The following is a 20,165-nucleotide window of genomic DNA, read 5'->3' as shown; positions in this document are numbered from 1 at the left end:
TTATTTTTCACGTAAGTACCATGGAATAGTAATAACAATCACATTGGGATCTCGCTTTAAAAACAGTAAAGCGCGTAATCCAGTGGCATGAATATTGTGTAACAAGTACTCATACCATTTAGGTTCTACTAACTCGGGTATAATAAGAGCAATCAGCCTATCTTTCCTCTCTTTTCTTACTTTATCCACAAAATTTAATATTGGCTTATAAATACGTCTATAGGGTGATTTAATAATTTCTAACTTAGGGAGGCCTTTATCTGATTTTTTGGCTGGCATTTCAATCAGTTCATGCCAAAGTTGTTGCAAACGCTCAACATCTTCATATTCTGCATCAATAAAAACTGCGGTAATATCATCTGAGAGCAACATCCCAAATTGAATCGCTCTTTCTGCGATTAAATCCAAACCATGTATTGGAATAATGACTATAGGGTCTTTTAGAGATCGAGGATGTATTTTTATTGGATTTTCGATTTCACGAGCAATTTTATTATAATGACGTTTAATATGATACATCAAAAATGCCAATGTAGGCGCAAGAACAACAATTATCCAGGCACCTTCTATAAATTTTGTGATAATTATGATAAAAAGTGCGATTGCAGTGATCAAAGCACCCAGAGCATTGATTACTAATTTATATCGAACTTGCCGATTTTCTTTGCGCAACCAATGCACTACCATACCCATCTGCGAAAAAAGAAAAGCACTAAATGCTCCCACAGCAAATAATGGAATTAGATTATGTGTAATTCCTTTAAAAGCAATTAGAATGAGAGCAGAAAAAATTGCCAAAATAATAATTCCTGCTGAAAAAACCAGGCGCCTCCCTCGCTCAGCAAAAAAATAAGGCAAATAATTATCTTCAGCAAGGAACCGGCATACCCTCGGAAAAGCTGAAAAACTGGTTTGTGCCGAGTAGGCAAGAACAGTAAAAATACTGACAATCGAAATATAGTAAAAAACGCCCTTTCCCGTAGACGCTTCAACGAGTTGTGACAGTATGGTTTGATAGCCCGGCTGCTTTTGATCCATAGCTAGAATATGATAAGCCGGGCAAAGATAACCAATGAGAATTAAAAATAGAGCAAGCGTGCCAACAATTATCGTCAATGTCCACTGCGCATTTTTAACTGGTGGTTTGCGAAATAAAGATACTGCATTACTGACCGCCTCTACTCCGGTCATCGCGGTTAAACCATTAGCAAAAGCAGTTAATAGTATCCAAAATGTTAACGTTTCGACTGAACTTGCTTGAGTTTGTGTTAGGTCATTTAGAGGTTGTGGATGCCCACCACTACTCCAGACATCTACTAATCCAACACACAGAGAAATGAGCATACACAATATAAAAATAATTACTGGGATTACAAAAAGTGTTCCTGTTTCACGAATTCCTCGCAAATTAATTACCGTGAGCATGAATAAGATCACCAGGCATAATATAAGTGTGTAGGGCTGTAATGCAGGAATTGCCGATACTATAGCGCCGACGCCCGCTGATATACCTACAGTAACATTCAATAAATAATCCAGTATTAATGAAATTGCCGCACCTACACCATATTTTCTACCTAAATTATCACTAGCAACAATGTAAGCTCCTCCTCCCTGTGGATATGCTGCAATTACTTGCATATAAGAAAAATACAAAAATATAAGAACAAGAACGACTAAGAGTGAAACAGTAAAAAAAGAATGCAACCCGATGATTCCCACTGGCAACAGCACTGTGAGTGCTGCTTCTGGCCCATAAGCTGTCGAGGACAAAGCATCTAATCCAAGTGCAGGAACCCCAGTTAATACCGACAATTCTTGTTTCTTCTTGGACTTTAAAGTAAGAGGCTTTCCTAAAATTTTATCTATTAATGACATCCCTATGACCTCTGAAATTTTTAACCTATTGTAACCATTCAATAAATCTTAATAAAGTCATCTTCATCATAGAAATTCATTGAAAATTAACTGTCTAAGTATCCATTGCAAATCACTCATATTGTTGACACTCAATCCAAAAAGTATAACAATTCAACATCTATTCTTAGCTACAGGAAAGAATTAGCATGGATTTAATAAAATGTTCCATTAGGTCAATACAAGCGCTTATTTGCACTGCACTGGTAATTAAGGGAGCTTATGCTCAGGATATTACAGTTGTTGGCACTCTGAAACAGACATTAACGCAAGCGCCCGCAAATTTGTCGCGTAATAGTCTTGCGAACGATGAAAAGAGTATTCAATTACTGCAAGTACATCTTTCCGACGAAGCAAAAAACCTTCTGACCCACCGTGCCCAAGATGCTTTAGCACATACTCACCAGTTTGCTTATGCTTCCTCAAATAAAGAAACCTTATCGATCCCTAATCATATTGAATTAGGGATGAATAAGGTACCAGTCTTAGATCAAGGAATACATGGAACCTGTGTCACTTTTGCAGTAACTGCTGCGCTTGATGCTACTATGACTAAAGGTGATTATATTAGTCAGTTGTGCAATTTACAGTTGGGTAGCTATATGGAAAAGCACGGTTACGGTTTAAGCGGCTGGGATGGAAGTTATGCGAGTTATGTCATTGAACAGATGGAACAGTATGGAATAGTTAATAAAGTAAAACAACTGAAATTCGGTTGTGGCGGCATGAAATACTATCCAACATACACCGATCATGATCCCGAATCTTTTATGGATCCTGAACAATTTAGTGCGCTAAGTGAATCCATCTTTGGTAAAGAGGTCAATTGGTCTGATGTATTTCAAAAAACTGATCCAGGAAAGAACTTAAATGATGTCAAACAAGCTCTATCTGCAGGTGACCGATTGGTTTTTGCTGTACTTCTCCCACGTACCGATTTAGGTACTGTAGGAGCAGTCGGCAAATATAAAACATGGATATATAAAGATACCTGGGTTTTAACACCAGAAATAATTGCAGATGTTGATTATGTCGAAGCTGCCCATGAAATGGTCATTACTGGGTACGATGATAATGCAGTTGCGGTGGATAATCACGGTGTGAAGCATAAAGGATTATTGTTCTTAAGAAACTCTTGGGGCACCTCTGTTGGGGATGACGGTGAATTCTATATGTCCTATGATTATTTTAAATTATTAACCTTTGATATAACCCGGTTTTCTCGAGCTTCGATATAGCAGCCTAGAAATCTTTCAAAAAGTAGCCTTCACCCTGGCTACTTTTTAAAACTTCAGCTGCAGACGATAAAAATCGACGGCATTTGTCAATAAAATTTTATTTGCCATACGGTCATCGAAGACATCCAAAATAAGGGTAATATCATTTTTTTTAAAAGGTTGCGGGGCTCGTGTTGAGGGAAGATCGGTACCAAACATCAATGCATCCGGATTAAGCGATGCAATTGTTTTTAGGGCGCTTGCGACATCAAAATCAACTCGGCCAAACCCGGATGCTTTAACTTTGATCCCTTGTTCAACGAGCTTAAATAAAACTGGAAGTCCGCTTTTTGATAGTCCCAGGTGGTCTATGCTGACTGCAGGTAAACTGAGTAGCAAATCAGATAATTCCGCGAGCTCAGAAGAATCGACATACAATTCTACATGCCACTTGGCAATCTCATAAACTCGATGTGCCATATCAGCTAAATGCTCAATTTTTTCTGAACCACCACGCTTCAGATTAAATCGAATACCGCGAATTCCTTGCTCATTTAATTCAATAATTTGTTCGTTATTTGCTGTAGCCGGTAACTGAGTTACTCCAACAAAATTTGGACCCAAGGCATGTAACGCATTGACCAAATAGGTTTGATCAAATGCTTGAAAAGATCCCGATACCACTGCTCCACCAATAATGTGCAGTGGTTTTGCAATTTTTAGGTAATCGACAACCGTAAACTCATCAGGTAAATAAGACTGATTTGCAAGCAACGGAAAGCGGTAATCAATAATATGTAAATGCGCATCAAATAGATTCATCATTTATGTCCCTACTTATATATATTTCCCTGTACTGCACCCAGGCTACGCAAAACGGTTAATATGCATCTCTTCCTCGACTGGCACATAAGATTGCTGCTTTGCTTTTTCGGTAAAGAATCGAGGCGTTTTAGAATCCGAGCGTAGACACTTCAACGTATCTTCCTTGACTGATTCCATCAAGGTTGGGGTATCCCTATATCCACCGAGACAATACCTTTGCCATTGACCATCCAATTCCATTTCAATAAAACAATGATCCGGATTAACATCAATAGATACAGGAATCTCCGGATATAAACGACTCATTTCTTCCTTAAAAGCAATCGCTCTTAAACGGCAACTTGCAACACCTAACTTTCTTGCCTCATCAAGATATTCCCTACCATTATGAACGGTGACTCCAATGGTGTTACGTAATTCTCCACGGTCTCTACCAAACTTAAAATATTTCATTAATAAACGATGTATTTCTTGATGTTCAGGTAGAGTAGTTAATGTGCTAAATACAGGATGTGCTCTATAGTTTTTGGGCATGCGTAACAACAAATTGACAAAAGCATCTCGAGGCTCTGTAGTAGGTTTAAGTAAGCGAATATAATACAAATGATTTTTTTTAGAGTACTTTATTTCGAAATCATCCTTTTTTAATCCACTTATTGCGATGTCCAACAAAGTTTCACCAGGATGCAAGGAAGGGAGAGCTTGCCAATTTCCTGTCAAACTTAATCTCTTTTTTCCTTTAAAAAGGACACAATCTGACTCCTCTTTCCTTTTTTCAATGAGTTCTTCTGTTATTCCCTCAGCATGAAACTTATAGCGACATTCAACCAGGTTTTCCGTAGCATTCATGCCCGCTAATTCAAAATATTGAAATGGAGAGGATGGGTTTTCATGAAGGACCAGGTCAGAATAAACTTCGTCACGATAATACTTAGTTGGTGGTGTAAAAGTCAGGGAATCAACAGGTTTGAATATGGGTTTTCTATATTGTGGTTGAGCGGCAAAAGCTTTTGTATCCATACCGCTTTGATACGTTTTTTGTTTTGTTTCTTTCTGGCCAATAATCCGTTTTTTTAGGCTTTGCAACTCCAATTGTTCACTTTCACTATATAAAGGATTTGCTATTTCAACTTCGAGAATAGCTTGTTTTGTTTGATTTAAATGATACTCATCCAATTTGGGCGAGAATATCGGTGCTACCTCATTAAGCCGTGTTTCCATGGATTGATGGTCATCTGCTAATTCTTGGCAGACTTTATAATCAAGGAAATGTATCTGTTGTGCATCCAATTGTTGACGTTGTGCTTGCTCAAGTACTGAGGCACGCGTTGCAGGTTTTAATTTAGAAGCCAACAAATCATCAAAATTCTCCCCATTAATAACACTTTTTATAGACTCTTTTTTCATTTGAACTAATTGTCCATTTTCCCAGGTATATAACGCATGCCCTACACCAAGCAATTCAAGCATATGCTTTAACATCAACTCACGTTTACTTATTGACCAACTGGAAAATGACCAATCAGAAAAAATATAAATTTGTCCGGTAGGTACCGGTACAAAATCTTCAACTACGTCTTCTTGAGCCTCTTTCTGAACAACGGGTTTACTCTTTAGCTTCTCTGTTGCTTCGCGGATATCCCCATCAAAAATACCCTGGGTACGAGCAAATGCTCTCACATTGGCATAAGAAGTTGATGGAAACCATTCGCCCAAGAACCCTGTTTTTCTTTGCAATGTGGGAAGTAACGTTGCAATAAGCTTTAAAGCCTCATCTACCTGCAATTCAACAGGATAGTCTTGGTACTTGGGATCACGAAAAGGCGAAAGAAGCCTTTTCAAATCAAATGCTTTTTTTCTATCTTTTTGAGTGATCCACCATTTAGACTCAATGCGTTGAATTTCCTGATCTACCACTGCTAATAAGGTACTCATCAATTCTTTGCCCGATGCAGGTAAAATTTGTAATTTAAATGGGGGTAGTTTTTGTGCAGCAACCATTGCTTCAAAATCATCGAATTGCTCCTGATTCACAGCAACTTCTTTTGTTGCCTCGCGAAGCCCTGCCTCTAAAGATTTGGGTAGGACGTGTCTGCCTCTCTTTACCAGATCAGGATTAACCTGATTTAAAACTTGCATCACATTTTGAGAGCAAAAAGTTTCATCAGAAGGAGAACGCTTTTCTCTATCTTTTTTATCTTGCTTATTTGACCATTGGAAAAAGGATTTGAGCACAGCCCAGAAGCTGGTGCGGCTTTTTCCTTGTGCATGTAATTTTTTAGTGACATTAACTTGTTCCCTGTATGCATCAAGGAATTGTTGTCTTTGTTTGCTGTCAGTATGTTTAAACACCAACAAACTTGAATTAACTGCAGGAAGGGTTTCTGCTTGTCCTGAAGCACGCCAGAAAGCAACCAATAATTGGATTAATCTTTCTTTATTCTCATTGGCTGCAACAAGGAATTGTTTAATGAGATCTTCTGCCTCCTCATTTCCCGTTATTTGGGAAGCCCAAAGTTTCATCCATTGCATGCCACCTTCAAGTGTTTTCTTTATTTGAACTGAAGTGAATTCTTTGCTGCAATAATTAAGTAGCAGAACGGTTAATTCCTCTATATTTTTCCCTTGAAGATTTTCAATAAATACATGTGGTGGCGAAGAAAGTTGCCGCTCATAATTGTGGCAGATGATGCCTTGTTCATTCTTGCCAGTACAAACAAAAACTGTAACAACTTCCAAATGTCCATGTTTGTTGCCAGCAGTTGTGAGTGATTGAGCGGCCTGTTTTAAGCGTACGAAAGGTTTGCGGCTACTTGAGACAACGAGAACAATATCGCCTGGATCAATAGCACAATCCTTCATCAGTAACATGCCGCTCTCCTACATTTAATTACCAGTGGCCGTGATGGTAGCCACCAGAGCCATAAGATGTTACGGTTGCATGAGGATGGCCATGGTGATGACCACTATCAGCGCATGTTACCAAGGTTTCACTCGTTAAGACTAATGATGATAGAATAACTAATTCATCATCTCCTCCTGCTTGTTCTATTCCTTTAGCTATTTCATCAATTTTACTGGGTTCGAAATCCAGCTCTTTAAGTCGGGATGCAAGATCTCCTGGCTTAGAAAAAGTGAATATACCGAGTTCAGCTGCATGCTCTCTCAACATAGATACAAAAGACTCTTTTTTTGCTTGTAAGGCTGATGAACCAGGTGATGTTTTTTGGATCAACTTATATCGTTTAATAACATCATCAACATATTGGACTGCATCTTGATTATCTCTAAGAGACTCACCTTTGCTTTTTTCAAGCAACGCATCATATCGAGATACTAAATCGTTTATTTTTCCTAATGCCTCTTTGAGTTCGGGCTTTAATTTATTTAATATTGGCATTTTGTCTCCTAGACTAGTTAATTTTCGGGCAAAATATATCATGCATAGACCAACCAATCAACTTTCTGGTTCCAATTTAATCAAAAGATAAGGTGCTGATTTGAAGATAAAAATTAAATACATCCATAAATAAGAAAAAGGACTTTTAACTTCTTTTTACTTGTTATTGGAAGCAACTATTCGCTAGAATCAGAATACATTTCTCACTGCTCAGTTTTTTAATGATAGAATTTACCTTGATCCAAAAAATATGTATTTGGGCTATTCCCATTTTACTTGCCATTACTCTGCACGAGGCAGCTCATGCTTTTGTTGCATATCGATGTGGCGATACGACGGCAAAAATGTTGGGTCGATTAAGCTTGAATCCTATTCGTCATGTGGATCCAATCGGTACCATAGTCATGCCTTTACTCATTGGTGTGTTAACCCAATTTAATTTTGTTATAGGTTATGCAAAACCTGTCCCAATTAACGCGAACCAATTTCACCATCCTCGGCGCGACATGATCCTGGTTACTCTTGCCGGGCCATTTGCCAATCTTTTCATGGCATTTTTATGGGCTGCTTGCGACAAGCTCGCGCTCATGCTCAACCCGCGCACATCGATGGCTGTACTTTTTCTTTATGCTACATCCCAGGCAGGAATATTTATTAATTTGATTTTAGCTGCATTAAATTTACTTCCTATCCCACCTTTGGATGGTAGTCGAGTAGTGAGTAGCCTTTTACCTCCCAGGCAAGCTATCGCTTATGCTAAAATAGAACCTTATGGTTTTTTTATCCTCATTCTTTTAGTGTTTACCGGAGTTTTAGGCATGATATTAACCCCGATAATTAATCTGGGACTCATCGCACTCAGTGCCATTTTTAGAATATGAACACCAGCGACTTAACCTCTCAAAAGGTCACTCTTTGAGATGGGAGTAAATATTAACTATGAATATTCTTGCTGATGCCTCTCTGCCAGGATTAGAGCAGGCTTTCCCCAAGCCCTTTCACCTAACGATGTATCATCATCCCGATGAAATCGCAGGGTTACTTTCTGGACAAGAGGTTCTTCTTTGCCGTGCTAATCTAAAAGTAAATCAATTTTTATTAAAAAATCATTGTTTGCGCTACGTTGCTACTGCAAGCAGCGGAACTGATCATCTTGATAGCACCTGGCTCAACTCTCAAAACATTCAAATTATTGATGCAAAAGGCGCCAATGCTCGAGCTGTTGCTGATTATGTCGTTGCCTGTCTTGCTTTTCTGGAGCAACAACAACGTGTTCTTGGAAATAAAGCAGGCATTATTGGCTTGGGGAAAGTAGGAACTCAAATTGCTGCACGTTTGCAAGCAGTTGGTTTTGAACTCTTAACTTACGATCCACTCAAAGCAGAACGTGAGTCCACTTTTGAAAGTTGTACTATCGAGGAATTATATTCAGTTGATCTACTGTGCATTCATGCTGAATTACATAATAGCTCCCCCTACCCTAGTGCCAATTTGGTCAATCAGGATTTCCTTGATCGATTAAAATCAGGATGTGTCATTGTTAATGCCGCTCGCGGTGGAATTGTCAATGAGGAAGCACTTCTCCATTCATCAAAACCGCTAATCTATTGCACCGATGTGTATCTTAATGAGCCGGATATTGATCCACGTATTATCGATCAATCCACAATATGCACCCCTCATATTGCAGGCCATAGTCTTGAGGCAAAATACACTGCGGTTGCGATGGTAAGCTCCGCTTTGCACCAAATTGCTGGCCTGGCTCCCCCTCAATTTGCAGCACCTGCATTGCCCAATGACTTGAGCTTGGAAAAAGACAAATTATGGCATGAGTTTATCTTAAAAATTTATAATCCTCTTGAAGAAACATTACTCTTAAAGCATGCTTCAGATAAGAAAGCGGCTTTCTTAAATTTGCGTAAAAACCATCAAACACGTCATGATTTTTCTCAGTATTCAAAAGACTCAACTTTGAACTATAAAACTAAATTATTATTGGGTATGTAAGAAATAAGACAACCCAATGGTTACATAATAAATACGATTAAATCTAAAATTGTTCATTGTAAATTAGTAAATCAAATGATACTCTTTTTCCGATTTTTACAAAAAAAACAAAGGAGTATGTAAATGTCTTTAGGAGTAAAATTATCTACCTTTACAGCAGCATTGGTTCTTGCTGGTTCTGCCTTCGCCAATAATCCTTGTCCCGAGTTGAGTGATCTTCGAGCAGAGGGAATCTCTGAAGTTCAAGAGATTGGTAACAACTATTTCATTGGTATGTCTATCAGTCGATTCAATTTAGCTACCTGGGGCTTTGCTATAGGACCAGTGAAAGCAGATACAGAAGATGATGCATTAGATGTTACAAATGGAATTTTAAATAGCATGGCTACTCCTGGATTTCCTTTGGAACTGGATCATGACACATTGATTTGTTTGTATGACACCGGCAATCCTTATGTTTATTCTATTGCAGTTAGAGATTACGCAATTAGCCCAATGAAATTAAAACAATACTTGCTCAAAGCTCATAAGTAAAAATAGATATTTACCCCGGTCTGGATAAAAAGAGTCCAGACCAGGCTCAACTTGGAATAAATAGATTTAACAAGGAGTATATTATGTCTTTAAAAACCAAATTAATTTCTTTTGCAGCTGCGATGGTTCTTACAGGATCTGCTTTTGCAGATGAACCAGTCTGTCCTAAACTGAGTGATATTCAAGCTGTAGGCATCACAATGGCTTCTCAACTGGCTTACAATTATTATATTGGTTATACAGTCAATAACTACAATACCTCTTCCAGCTGGGGATTCGCTATTGGACCAGTAGAAGCTGACTCTGAAGAAGAGACAATCGATATAACCAATGATATTTTAGCTGATTTAACCGCCCCAGGGATTCCTGAATCAGGTAAAGACGATGAAGATTTAGTTTGTATCTATGAGACAGGTGATCCGAATTTATTTGCAGTAGCAATCAAAGGCTATGAAGAAATGTCACCGATGAAGTTCAAACGATATATACATAAATAGGATGTAACCCGGGTGAAGCACCTGAATCTTCTGCACAATTCACCGAAAAGCCACATTTGGCACATCCTGGGTGAAAATGGTTCTCAAAAATGCTCCATAATCTTCTATGCTGCGCTTTTTGAGAAACCATTTTCACCCAACCTGTACTCAAGTCTGGCTTTTCCCCAAGATTCTTAACGTGTGACTAAGAGACAGGAAAGCCCGGGTTCCGCTACGCTGCACCCAGACTACACCATTACACTCCAGTTACTTCTGGATTAATTTTTTCACTACATCCTGATCTGAAAAAGTATGTTTTATCGTGCCAATTTGTTGATAAGCTTCGTGTCCTTTGCCTGCAATTAAAATAACGTCATGTTCATCGGCTTTATTTAAAGCATAAGCAATTGCTTCTTCACGATTAACAAGTTGAATGACATTAGATGAATTTGAAATACCATGTGCTATTTCATCAACAATCATCTGTGGATCTTCTGTACGTGGATTATCACTAGTAATGACGATTTGATCAGCAAGTTTACTGGCAACCTTTCCCATCACCGGTCTCTTGGTCTTATCCCTATCTCCACCACAACCAAATACTACCCATAGTCGTCCTTTTTTTAATTGATTTAAAGTAATTAAAGCATTCTCCAGAGCATCAGGAGTATGTGCATAATCAACAAGCACATAGGGCGCATTGGCAACAATTTCCATGCGCCCAGGAGCTGCTTTTAATTGAGTCATCACTTCGACAACCTGCGCGGGTGCATAATCAGAAGCCAATAAACTACTAAATATGGCCAAGCTATTATAAATATTAAATTGGCCTAGGGACTTTATCCTGAATTGATGCTGTCCCCAAGGAGAATGCACTTCAATTTCCGTACCTTTTATATCCATAACCCAATTTACAGCTTTCACATCACAATCTTGATGTATCCCATAAGTTAACTTTTTAACATGGGATTTAACGGCAGCAGACATTATTTTTTGATACGCATCGTCTTGGTTAATTATTGCCCATTGTAATGATTCTCTAGCAAATAATAATGCCTTGGCAATCGCATAATTTTCCATGTTGAGATGATAATCCAGATGATCAAGCGTTAGATTCGTAAATACAGCCTGCTTAAACGCAACAGCATCTACTCGATGTTGTGCCAGTGCATGCGAGGACACTTCCATACATACTTGTCTCAGACCCTGATTTTTATAGTGATGTAATAGCTTTTGTAAATAAAGTGAGTCAGGAGTTGTATTATCCAGTAATTGGAGTTTATCTACATTGCCTTGACCAATAGTGCCTATGTATGCTGCTCCCTGCCCTAATAAATGATGAGCCTGAGCTAATTGATAAGCAATCGTTGTTTTACCATTGGTTCCAGTTACTCCAGTGACACTTAAAAAACGACCAGGATCGTCATAAAACTGTTGTGCAATTGATGCAAGTCGGGTCGCTAGGTCAGGAACAGGAACACAAGGAATTGATTCAGGTAATACACAATTCTTGGGAAAATGGAGAGGATCATAGGCAACAGCAACTGCACCTGCAGAAACAGCCTTATTTATAAATAAACGACCATCAGTTGCTGCACCGGCATAAGCTACAAACAAATCTCCTGGCTGAATACGACGACTGTCATTTTCTAAACCGGTAATAGTGCAATCTGAATTAATGTGCTGCATCCATGGTTTCAATAGTTGTGAGAGTTTCATCACTGTGGTTCCTAATAAATTCTAAAAGTAGCCTGGGTGAAGCGCAGCGGAACCCGGGTTTCGCTGCGCTTCACTCAGGCTACATTATAACAAAACCTTTTTACCTTATGAGCGAATTTTATCCTGTTAACTCATCAGTTGGTATATTAAACAATCGTAAAGCCCCTGACATCACTTTAGCAAACAGAGGAGCTGCTACTGCTGCGGCATAATAACCTTTACGAGAAGGCTCATGAATGATAACGACTACAACAAATTTAGGTTTTGAAACCGGCGCGATTCCTATAAAACTTGCAGTATATTTTCTATCTTTGTAACCATCTTTCCCTGCTATACGTGCCGTTCCTGTTTTTCCTGCTACACGATAACCAGGTACCCTTGCTGCTTTTCCAGTACCATCTTTACCTAAAACGGCCTCCATCATAGATAAAACCTGTTGTGCTGTTTCAGGCTTCATGACCTGCACACCTGGGGTTGGTGGGTCATTATGCAATAACGTTACTGGAATCAATTTGCCTAGATTTGCAAAAACCATATTCGCTTTAGCCAATTGTAATGCAGTTACCGACAAGCCATAACCAAAGCTCACAGTAGCCAATACAAAAGGTTTCGCATCTTTAATATTCACGATACTTCCTTCACTTTCTCCTGGACAAGTACTTTCAGTTCGTTGTCCAAAACCACAACGCTGCAACAATCCAATGAGCTGCTCTGGGGGGCTTGCTAAAACCATTTTTGTCACCCCAACGTTACTTGAATGTTGTAATACGCCCGTTACATCAAGGACACCATAATTATGAATATCCCGAACTATACGCCCTTGAACATTCATCCAACTTGGATTCGTATCAATAATCGTCGAAGGTGTGAATAGACCAGTTTCCAAAGCACTGGCGATACTAAATGTCTTAATGACTGAACCCGGTTCAAACATATCAGTAACCGCTCTATTTCTATAACTATCTTTATCGTAGCGGCCCCGCGAATTAGGATTATAAGAAGGTACATTAGCCATAGCTAATATCTCACCATTTTCTGTATCAATAACGACAACAGAACCCGATTTTGCAGCAAATTCTTCAACCGTTTTAGTGAGTTCGCTGTAGGCTAAATATTGTAAACGTCGATCAATACTTAAAGTCATATCACGCCCAGGGCGAGGTTGTTTTATTACCCCTAATTCCTCAATAACTCTTCCTAAACGATCTTTAATTACCCTTTTCTTACCTACAACGCCTTTCAACCAATCCTGATAAGCAAGCTCAATTCCTTCCAAGCCCTGATCATCAACATTAGTAAATCCGACCAACTGGGAAATACTATCTGAATCAGGATAATAACGTTTGAATTCTTTTTGAAAATTAACGCCTGGGATTTTTAATGCCTTTATTTTTTTAGCTAAAGGAGGCGGTAATTGTCTTTGTAAATAGAGAAACTCTAACTCTTTATTTTCTGCATCTACTATTTTTCTGCTTAGCTGCTGGGGAGTTAAATTCAGGTATTCAGCAAAGGACATAAATTGTTCTTTATCAGGTGCGAACTCTTTAGGATTCACCCAGACCGATTCCACAGGAGTACTAATAGCTAAAGGTGTGCCATTTCTATCCATGATCATTCCTCTATGCGCAGGAATGTCTACAACTCGTAAACTGCGAGCATTACCTTGGCCTTGTAGAAACTGACGATGGAGTACAGTGAGATCAACCATACGCCAAATCAAAATGAATAAGAGCAATGAAAAAAAAGTAGATACTACAATCAGTCTGTTTAAATGAGTTGAGTTTTTCATGGATACTTATCCATCTGTAGCCAGGGTGGAGGCAAGTACCATAACCCGGGTTATATTGCACAAAAAACTCCCAGGTTATGGCCTTGCCTCCACCTAGGCTACGTTACTAAAACTAAATGGCAATGGTACTCGTTTAAAACAAAAACTTCTACTGCTGTGCTTGTAACCAATAAGTATTTTTAGATGTTGGCAAAAGCATTTGTAATTTTTCAGTGGCCAACTCTTCTACGCGTGCCGGTGTAGCCAGGCTTGCTTGTTCTAGAAGTAACTGCCCCCATTGCAACTGTAAATAATGGGTTAACTGTTCTTGTTGTTCCACCTTATTTAAAGTCACCCGATATGAGTTGGTACTGTATATCACAGCCAACGCACTCACTAATACAGCAACTAATAATATAATCAGCATGTATAATGATTTTGACATGTGCATATCTGCCAGTTGACCATTAAATAAGGTACCTTGATTGATTACTCTCGCTGCAGCGTTCATGCTAATTTCTCCCCTATTCTAAGTACAGCACTTCGAGATCTGACGTTCTCTTTTACTTCAATTTCTTGTGGCATAATCGCCTTACCTATTCTTTTAAAATTTGTCTTTAGTGCTTCATAACGAATTGGCACCTCAGGAGGAGGTTTGGCTCCCTGTTCTTTATCGCGCATAAATTGCTTGACGATGCGATCCTCGAGGGAATGAAAACTAATCACTGCCAATCTGCCTTTAGGAGCCAGAACATTAAGGCATTGTTCCAAGCAACTCTTTAAATCGTTTAATTCTTGATTTATATAAATGCGTATTGCTTGAAACACGCGTGTTGCTGGATGTTTGTGTTTTTCCCATTTGGGATTTGCTTCCTTCACAATTTCTGCCAATTGCAACGTTGTAGAAATAGGCGCAATGCTTCTGGCAGCAACAATTGCCTTTGCAATACGTCCTGCAAAACGCTCTTCTCCATACAGTTTGAATACAGAAGCCATTTCTTCTGCTTCAGCTTCATTAACAAAGCGTGCAGCACTCATGGGTTGAGATAAATCCATGCGCATATCCAAAGGTCCTTGCTGCATAAAACTAAAACCTCTTTCCGGACTATCCAATTGGGGTGAAGACACACCTAAATCCAACAAAATACCATCTACTTTTCCCAATACATTCGCTTCAGTAGCAAACTCCTGAATTCGTGCAAATGAACCTTGAAATATATGAAAACGCTTATCTTGGCTAAAATGATCTGTGGCATATGCGATCGCTTCCACATCTTTATCTATGGCATATAAACGACCTTGATCATTTAAATGTCGCAAAATTTCTCTGCTATGGCCTCCACGACCAAAAGTGCCATCAAAATAGATCCCGCCGCTTTTAATGGCTAGACCTTCTATTGATTCTTGAAGTAATACTGATTGATGCGTTGCCATTTTTGTTTCCATTACAAAGAAAACGTTTTCATTTCATCGGGTAACCCACCAGTTCCGGAACTTTCCTCAGCCAACCATTGCTCACGTCGGGTTTCCCAAAGATCCTTACTCCATACTTCAAATTTATTACCTTGGCCTATCATCACTACATCTTTTTCCAATTGCGCATAATTTCTTAAAACTGTGGGTAATAACACCCTGCCATTTGCATCCACTTCAACATCGGTCGCGTGACCAATCAATAAACGCTGTATTCTTCGTGCAGCAGCATTAAAGCTCGGTAATTTTTGCAAATTATCTTCAATAATTTGCCATTGAGCTGCGGTATAGAGCAGCAAACATGTTTCCTCAGTATCTATAGTCACCACCAAAGGAGTTTTTTCTTCAGCACCCAGCGCGGCTCGATAACGCGTCGGGATTGCTAAGCGCCCTTTAGTATCAATGGTGATGGCATTTATTCCACGAAACATGATTTTCTTTTATGTGGAAGTTTTAATCCTTCCACAATTCTCCACTTTTTTATTATTTTACCCCACTTTTATACACTATAGAAACACATTTCTCCATGCGTCAAGATAAAAACCCACTTTTTGGATAATTTATTTAGGGTTTAGAATTAAAATGATTAAAAACAGATCTTTATTTAAAAATTATGAACATTTATTAAATAAACTTCTCTCGATACTTGCTGCGAAGTGTGAGGAGTGCTGAGGGCGGATCCAGAGTGTCCATGCAGTCACATGAGGAGATATAACGTTATAAAAATAAAAAGCTACCTTCAAAAACTCAAAATAAGAGTCAACTGGCTCGGTGGATTACAGTGAAAAACTTAAATTATTCAACAGATGAAAAGCTCTTTATGCGGCAAGGATTGTCAATTTAATGTACCTGTAATTGTATGAAGCTTGGAACAATCTCTTCTATATATTATGTACTTTGATATGCTTTATATTTTTTCTGATTTATTATGAGTACATTTTATCGAGCAAATTAAATCAATTATTCATCAAAGCAGCTAATCTTATCCCTTGTAAAACCAAATCAGGAACGAGACGATCATATATTTCCTGTTTTTCAAATAAGGAAGCAAATCCTCCTGTTGCTAAAACCAATGCGTTTTCCGCATCAAAAGCCTCCCGATTCAAGCGTTGAATCAATTCGCGGCAAGCGCCAATAGCACCATAATAAACACCCGACTGAATGCTCTCTATTGTCGAGCGTCCAACTGAATTTTCAATTTTTATGATTTCTACAGCGGGTAACTTCGCAGTGTTTTTTGATAAAGCATCTACTGAAAGTCTAACCCCAGGCAAAATAGCGCCTCCCATATATACTTTCTGCGCACTAATGACACAAAAAGTAGTTGCCGTGCCAAAATCTATAATAATCACGTTTTGGTTTGGATAGAGATGTGTTGCTGCAATTGCATTTGCAATTCGGTCAGCCCCCACTTCTATGGGATTACGATATTTGATATTTAGGCCCGTTTTAACTCCCGCCTGGAGCAAAAAAGGCTCCAAAGAAAAATATTTAACACAGGCTGAACGTAATGAATAATCAATTTGTGGGACAACAGAACAAATACCAATTTGTTTAATTGCTTCAGGAGAACAATTATTTTCTCGCAAAACACTTTTCAAAAAGATACCCAATTCATCAGAGGTACTTATTTTAGATGTATGACGAAAGCGAAGCTTGATCTCTTCTCCATCAAAAACTCCACCATAGATATGAGAATTTCCAACATCAATACAAAGAATCATAATGCCATGCATCCAATTTAAAAAACATGATAGTAAATTGCGATGTGCATATTAGCAAGTTGTTCTCTAGAAAAAATGAAATTCGCAAATTAAAAATTTTTGGTAAAAAAAAGTATTTTGATTTTAGATCCAAAATAGAGTTCTTCTTGTCTAAGTCTTGGAGTAGAGGGTTATTGTTGTTCAAAATTCAAGCGTTCGTCTTCTCGTTTGTCCTCCGGCGATAGGGTGTTTTGTGTTGATGAAACTAAAAAGCTTAAATCGGTCAGTCTTTTACTTTTTTTCAAAATAGCCATTAAAGGCTCTGAAGCGTATAAGGCAGCCTTCTCTTCTTTTGATAAGATTAGAGTACCCTCTTTAACTTCATCAAGAGCCTCTTCAAGTAAGGGCAGTACTTTATCCATATTAGAAAATTTGTCGAATAAACATCTTAAATCACCATGAGGACATTCCTCCATTTGGGCAATTACTGCTAAATTTTGGAAAAATTTTAAAACTTCATGATGTTTATTAGATTTATTAGATTCTATTATTCTCGTTAAATGATCATCGAGTTTTCTCATCTCAATGACATCTTCTTTTAATTCTTGCAATCTCTTGCCAGCTTGCATTCCAAATAGCCCTTTCATCGTTTTTAAAGTAGAACCCTCATTATTCATGGTACTTTTACGGGCTTCTACTGATGTAGAAGTCTCCTTATACGCAGGATCTTCGTATTCATTTGTTGATGAGAATGAGGATTGATTTTCTAATGAATCATCCAGGTTAAGAGAAGGCTCAGGAGATTCCTCATTTTCATTTGTTTTGGAATTCCACAGCCCTAGTTTTTTTAATTGAGCGGTAACTATTGGAGCAAGCAGAGAAACAGCAACCCGACTCACCACATAAAGAGCACCTAGTCCTGCACTACCTGCAACAATACCAAGACCAACAGGAGGAAAAAAGAAACTCAGTGCCAAACCAATAATAGCAACGGAAGTAAGGGCTGCAGCGATACCTCTATCCATAAATGCAGCAGTTCCCAAACCTTTAAGTGTTTGCTCATCCTCCAGTTTTTTATTATGAAGTCTTTGTAACTCGTCTTTTTCAATCTTATATTTACCGCTTAAGTCGTCAATTTCTTTGCAAATAGCTCTGGCCCTTTCCTCATAATCCTGATCATTTTTATTAAGCTTTTTTAATTTCGAGCTCAATAATTTAGCATTTTCCTGCATCTCCTCTAAAAGGTCCTCTTGAGTCTTTATGTTTTCTTTAGTTTCACGTAACGATTTTTGAATGGTGTAACGTTTGTAAATCATATGTCCTATAGAAACCAAACTAAGCACCAAAGTTAAACTGGCCAAAACCAAGGCAATTGGAGGTGCTGCTGCAGGAACCAAAATAGCAGCTAAGGTCAAACCTAATACTAATGCAGAATAAGCCCAACGCGCATTATTGGATAATGTAAAAGGCACGCGTTCTCGAGCAATAAGCGCAAAGAAATAAATCAAAGGAATACGAACAAAATTAATGGCTGCGATACCTAAGCCAGCATAGTGGAAGCCAGCACTGGCTCCTTGCAAAGCTTGAGACGTATTACCCAGACTTTTGATTAGAGCTGTAGTTGCAGTGCCGGAACTTCCTAAACTTTGTAATAAACCAGAAAGTAATGGGATCTTCTCCATAAGTAATCTGAGTATGAATTTTTTTTGTTCCGGAGGCTCAGGTATAATCTGTACTTTCTTTGACATTTCTTCTGCAAGACTTATCGCCCTAACAATCTCTTCATCTGTCAAATCATTTGGTAGTTTTTCGGTACTCATTGGATTTTACTTTACAAGACGGTTTCTCTTAATATAGCTCAAATATCATTGTCTTGTTGCCTTACGTTATAACTGATTTATAGTTAATCAATCCTGCCTACTCCTCTTCCTAACAGCCCAGCATTTAACCTGTTCGTAGTAGCTATAACCCAAATAAAAAAGCCCTGCAAATGCAGGGCAGTAGTGGAGATTATCACATTTATTAACGACAACTTGATTAGTAGGGTTTAACAATTACTGTAGTACCAATATCAGCAAAATCTTCGTTTAACCATTTTGCTGCACTGGGCAAAACACGGATACAGCCATGGCTTGCATTGTAGTTAGGTACTTCGTACGCGGCATGAATAGAATAACCACCATGGAAATGCATGCAATATGGCATTTTTGCACCGCCATGTGTTTCTAATGGATAAATACTGGAGGTACACTCTTCGCCTTTTTTAGAATAAATACGGAAGGTTCCAGTCACCGTACGACAAGGTTTACCTGCATCCTCACAGAAATCCTTACCCCCGGAAGCACTACCGGTGTTTACCCGATTACCTTCTTTATCGTAAGCCGCCCACGCTGTTGCTTTAGGATCGAATACAATTACTTTTTTCCCTGTTGCTGGTCTTTTATCGGGAAAGGAACTAGAACCTCTATGGTCAGATTTCATACTCATTGTATAATGAGTGTGACCCGCATCATCAACGATAGGGACTGATCTATCCATGGAAGCACAGGATGTTGCTAAAGCACACACTGGAACTAACACTAGATATTTTTTCACTTTATTTCTCCCTCTTTTTTTTATATTTATCGGGAGATTTAAAAATAGGTTTAGGTTTTTTATAAATTTTTTTTACACTGTGTGTTTTTTATGACCTCTGCGTTTATTTAGTGGTTACATTTTTGGTTGTTTTGGGAGCATAAATTGAATGGCACTCATTAGCTGTTCATCAGTACATTCAAAACATCCTCCCCGGGGCGGCATTGCATTTAACCCTTCATCAGTATGCTTAAAAAGCGCTTCCATTCCCTGTTTTAAACGTATTTTCCAATCTGCTTTTTCACCAATTCTAGGAGCGCCTATAGGAATTAATGGTTTGCTCGCATGACAATTCACACAAAAATGATTGTAAATTTGTTCGCCTTCATCTTTGGTACCACTAACTGCTTTCAAGAACTCTTGGGGATGATGGCTTTCTGCATGAACAGGTAATTGGAATATCAATAAAATCATGGCATAAACAAGGAAATGAATCTTCATCTAATATTCTCCTGAAAATTGGCATAATATTTGCAGTTTGTAATAATCATT

At 38.4% G+C, this 20,165-nt stretch carries 18 protein-coding genes; 5 read left to right on the top strand and 13 right to left on the bottom strand.

The window, feature by feature from the left end:
* Positions 1 to 1,878, bottom strand: a complete 1,878-nt coding sequence (locus tag Lani_RS09660) for an APC family permease (RefSeq protein ID WP_019233712.1) — start codon at positions 1,876 to 1,878, stop codon at positions 1 to 3.
* A gap of 188 nt (positions 1,879 to 2,066) precedes the next feature.
* Between Lani_RS09660 and Lani_RS09655 the strand changes: the two genes are divergently transcribed.
* Entirely contained in the window at positions 2,067 to 3,155 is a 1,089-nt protein-coding gene (locus tag Lani_RS09655; protein WP_019233713.1) for a C1 family peptidase, read from the top strand.
* A gap of 45 nt (positions 3,156 to 3,200) precedes the next feature.
* Here Lani_RS09655 and Lani_RS09650 read toward each other — a convergent pair whose 3' ends face one another.
* Genes Lani_RS09650 through Lani_RS09640 form a run of 3 tightly spaced genes read right to left on the bottom strand, consistent with a single transcriptional unit; the run spans position 3,201 to position 7,359 of the window.
* Entirely contained in the window at positions 3,201 to 3,959 is a 759-nt protein-coding gene (locus tag Lani_RS09650) for an amidohydrolase family protein (RefSeq protein WP_019233714.1), read from the bottom strand.
* Between the two features lie 42 nt (positions 3,960 to 4,001).
* Positions 4,002 to 6,830 (bottom strand): hypothetical protein, encoded by a 2,829-nt coding sequence (locus tag Lani_RS09645; protein WP_019233715.1) that lies wholly within the window; start codon positions 6,828 to 6,830, stop codon positions 4,002 to 4,004.
* 19 nt (positions 6,831 to 6,849) lie between these two features.
* Positions 6,850 to 7,359, bottom strand: a complete 510-nt coding sequence (locus Lani_RS09640) for a hypothetical protein (protein WP_019233716.1) — start codon at positions 7,357 to 7,359, stop codon at positions 6,850 to 6,852.
* Positions 7,360 to 7,580: 221 nt separating this feature from the next.
* Here Lani_RS09640 and Lani_RS09635 point away from each other — a divergent pair, with 221 nt between their 5' ends.
* The 4 genes from Lani_RS09635 to Lani_RS09620 all read left to right on the top strand — a co-directional run bounded on the left by Lani_RS09635 (position 7,581) and on the right by Lani_RS09620 (position 10,397).
* The gene (locus Lani_RS09635; RefSeq protein ID WP_019233717.1) at positions 7,581 to 8,240 is read left to right on the top strand and encodes a site-2 protease family protein; all 660 of its coding nucleotides are present in this window, start codon (positions 7,581 to 7,583) and stop codon (positions 8,238 to 8,240) included.
* A gap of 58 nt (positions 8,241 to 8,298) precedes the next feature.
* Complete coding sequence (locus tag Lani_RS09630; protein ID WP_019233718.1) at positions 8,299 to 9,366, top strand: 4-phosphoerythronate dehydrogenase; 1,068 nt, start codon at positions 8,299 to 8,301, stop codon at positions 9,364 to 9,366.
* A 123-nt stretch (positions 9,367 to 9,489) separates the two neighbouring features.
* Positions 9,490 to 9,900: a DUF4949 domain-containing protein gene (locus Lani_RS09625; RefSeq protein ID WP_019233719.1), complete on the top strand. Its 411-nt coding sequence runs from the start codon at positions 9,490 to 9,492 to the stop codon at positions 9,898 to 9,900.
* A gap of 83 nt (positions 9,901 to 9,983) precedes the next feature.
* Entirely contained in the window at positions 9,984 to 10,397 is a 414-nt protein-coding gene (locus Lani_RS09620; protein WP_019233720.1) for a DUF4949 domain-containing protein, read from the top strand.
* A gap of 246 nt (positions 10,398 to 10,643) precedes the next feature.
* On the opposite strand, the gene Lani_RS09615 is transcribed toward Lani_RS09620, so the two are convergent.
* From Lani_RS09615 to Lani_RS09575, 9 genes are all read right to left on the bottom strand, one after another.
* Positions 10,644 to 12,095, bottom strand: a complete 1,452-nt coding sequence (locus tag Lani_RS09615) for a UDP-N-acetylmuramoyl-L-alanyl-D-glutamate--2,6-diaminopimelate ligase (protein ID WP_019233722.1) — start codon at positions 12,093 to 12,095, stop codon at positions 10,644 to 10,646.
* A 118-nt stretch (positions 12,096 to 12,213) separates the two neighbouring features.
* Positions 12,214 to 13,884: a peptidoglycan D,D-transpeptidase FtsI family protein gene (locus Lani_RS09610; RefSeq protein ID WP_019233723.1), complete on the bottom strand. Its 1,671-nt coding sequence runs from the start codon at positions 13,882 to 13,884 to the stop codon at positions 12,214 to 12,216.
* 148 nt (positions 13,885 to 14,032) lie between these two features.
* Entirely contained in the window at positions 14,033 to 14,374 is a 342-nt protein-coding gene (gene ftsL / locus Lani_RS09605) for a cell division protein FtsL (protein ID WP_019233725.1), read from the bottom strand.
* Positions 14,371 to 15,297 (bottom strand): 16S rRNA (cytosine(1402)-N(4))-methyltransferase RsmH, encoded by a 927-nt coding sequence (gene rsmH, locus Lani_RS09600; protein WP_040522632.1) that lies wholly within the window; start codon positions 15,295 to 15,297, stop codon positions 14,371 to 14,373. Before rsmH ends, ftsL begins: the two co-directional genes overlap by 4 nt.
* 11 nt (positions 15,298 to 15,308) lie before the next feature.
* Positions 15,309 to 15,767, bottom strand: a complete 459-nt coding sequence (mraZ, locus tag Lani_RS09595) for a division/cell wall cluster transcriptional repressor MraZ (protein WP_058388522.1) — start codon at positions 15,765 to 15,767, stop codon at positions 15,309 to 15,311.
* Positions 15,768 to 16,292: 525 nt separating this feature from the next.
* A complete protein-coding gene (locus Lani_RS09590) occupies positions 16,293 to 17,060 on the bottom strand; it encodes a type III pantothenate kinase (RefSeq protein WP_019233727.1) in 768 nt (255 codons plus the stop codon).
* Positions 17,061 to 17,230: 170 nt separating this feature from the next.
* Complete coding sequence (locus tag Lani_RS09585) at positions 17,231 to 18,859, bottom strand: hypothetical protein (protein ID WP_019233728.1); 1,629 nt, start codon at positions 18,857 to 18,859, stop codon at positions 17,231 to 17,233.
* Positions 18,860 to 19,076: 217 nt separating this feature from the next.
* Positions 19,077 to 19,634 carry a L,D-transpeptidase gene (locus Lani_RS09580; RefSeq protein WP_019233729.1) on the bottom strand — a complete coding sequence of 186 codons (558 nt, stop codon included), beginning with the start codon at positions 19,632 to 19,634 and terminating at the stop codon, positions 19,077 to 19,079.
* Between the two features lie 114 nt (positions 19,635 to 19,748).
* Positions 19,749 to 20,114 carry a c-type cytochrome gene (locus Lani_RS09575; RefSeq protein WP_019233730.1) on the bottom strand — a complete coding sequence of 122 codons (366 nt, stop codon included), beginning with the start codon at positions 20,112 to 20,114 and terminating at the stop codon, positions 19,749 to 19,751.
* Positions 20,115 to 20,165: the final 51 nt, after the last annotated feature.

Origin of the sequence: Legionella anisa, from assembly GCF_001467525.1 — a bacterium.
GTDB classification, from domain to species: Bacteria; Pseudomonadota; Gammaproteobacteria; order Legionellales; family Legionellaceae; genus Legionella; species Legionella anisa.
The sequence above is the reverse complement of the archived record's forward strand: the minus strand, read 5'-3'. Positions and strand labels throughout refer to the sequence as shown.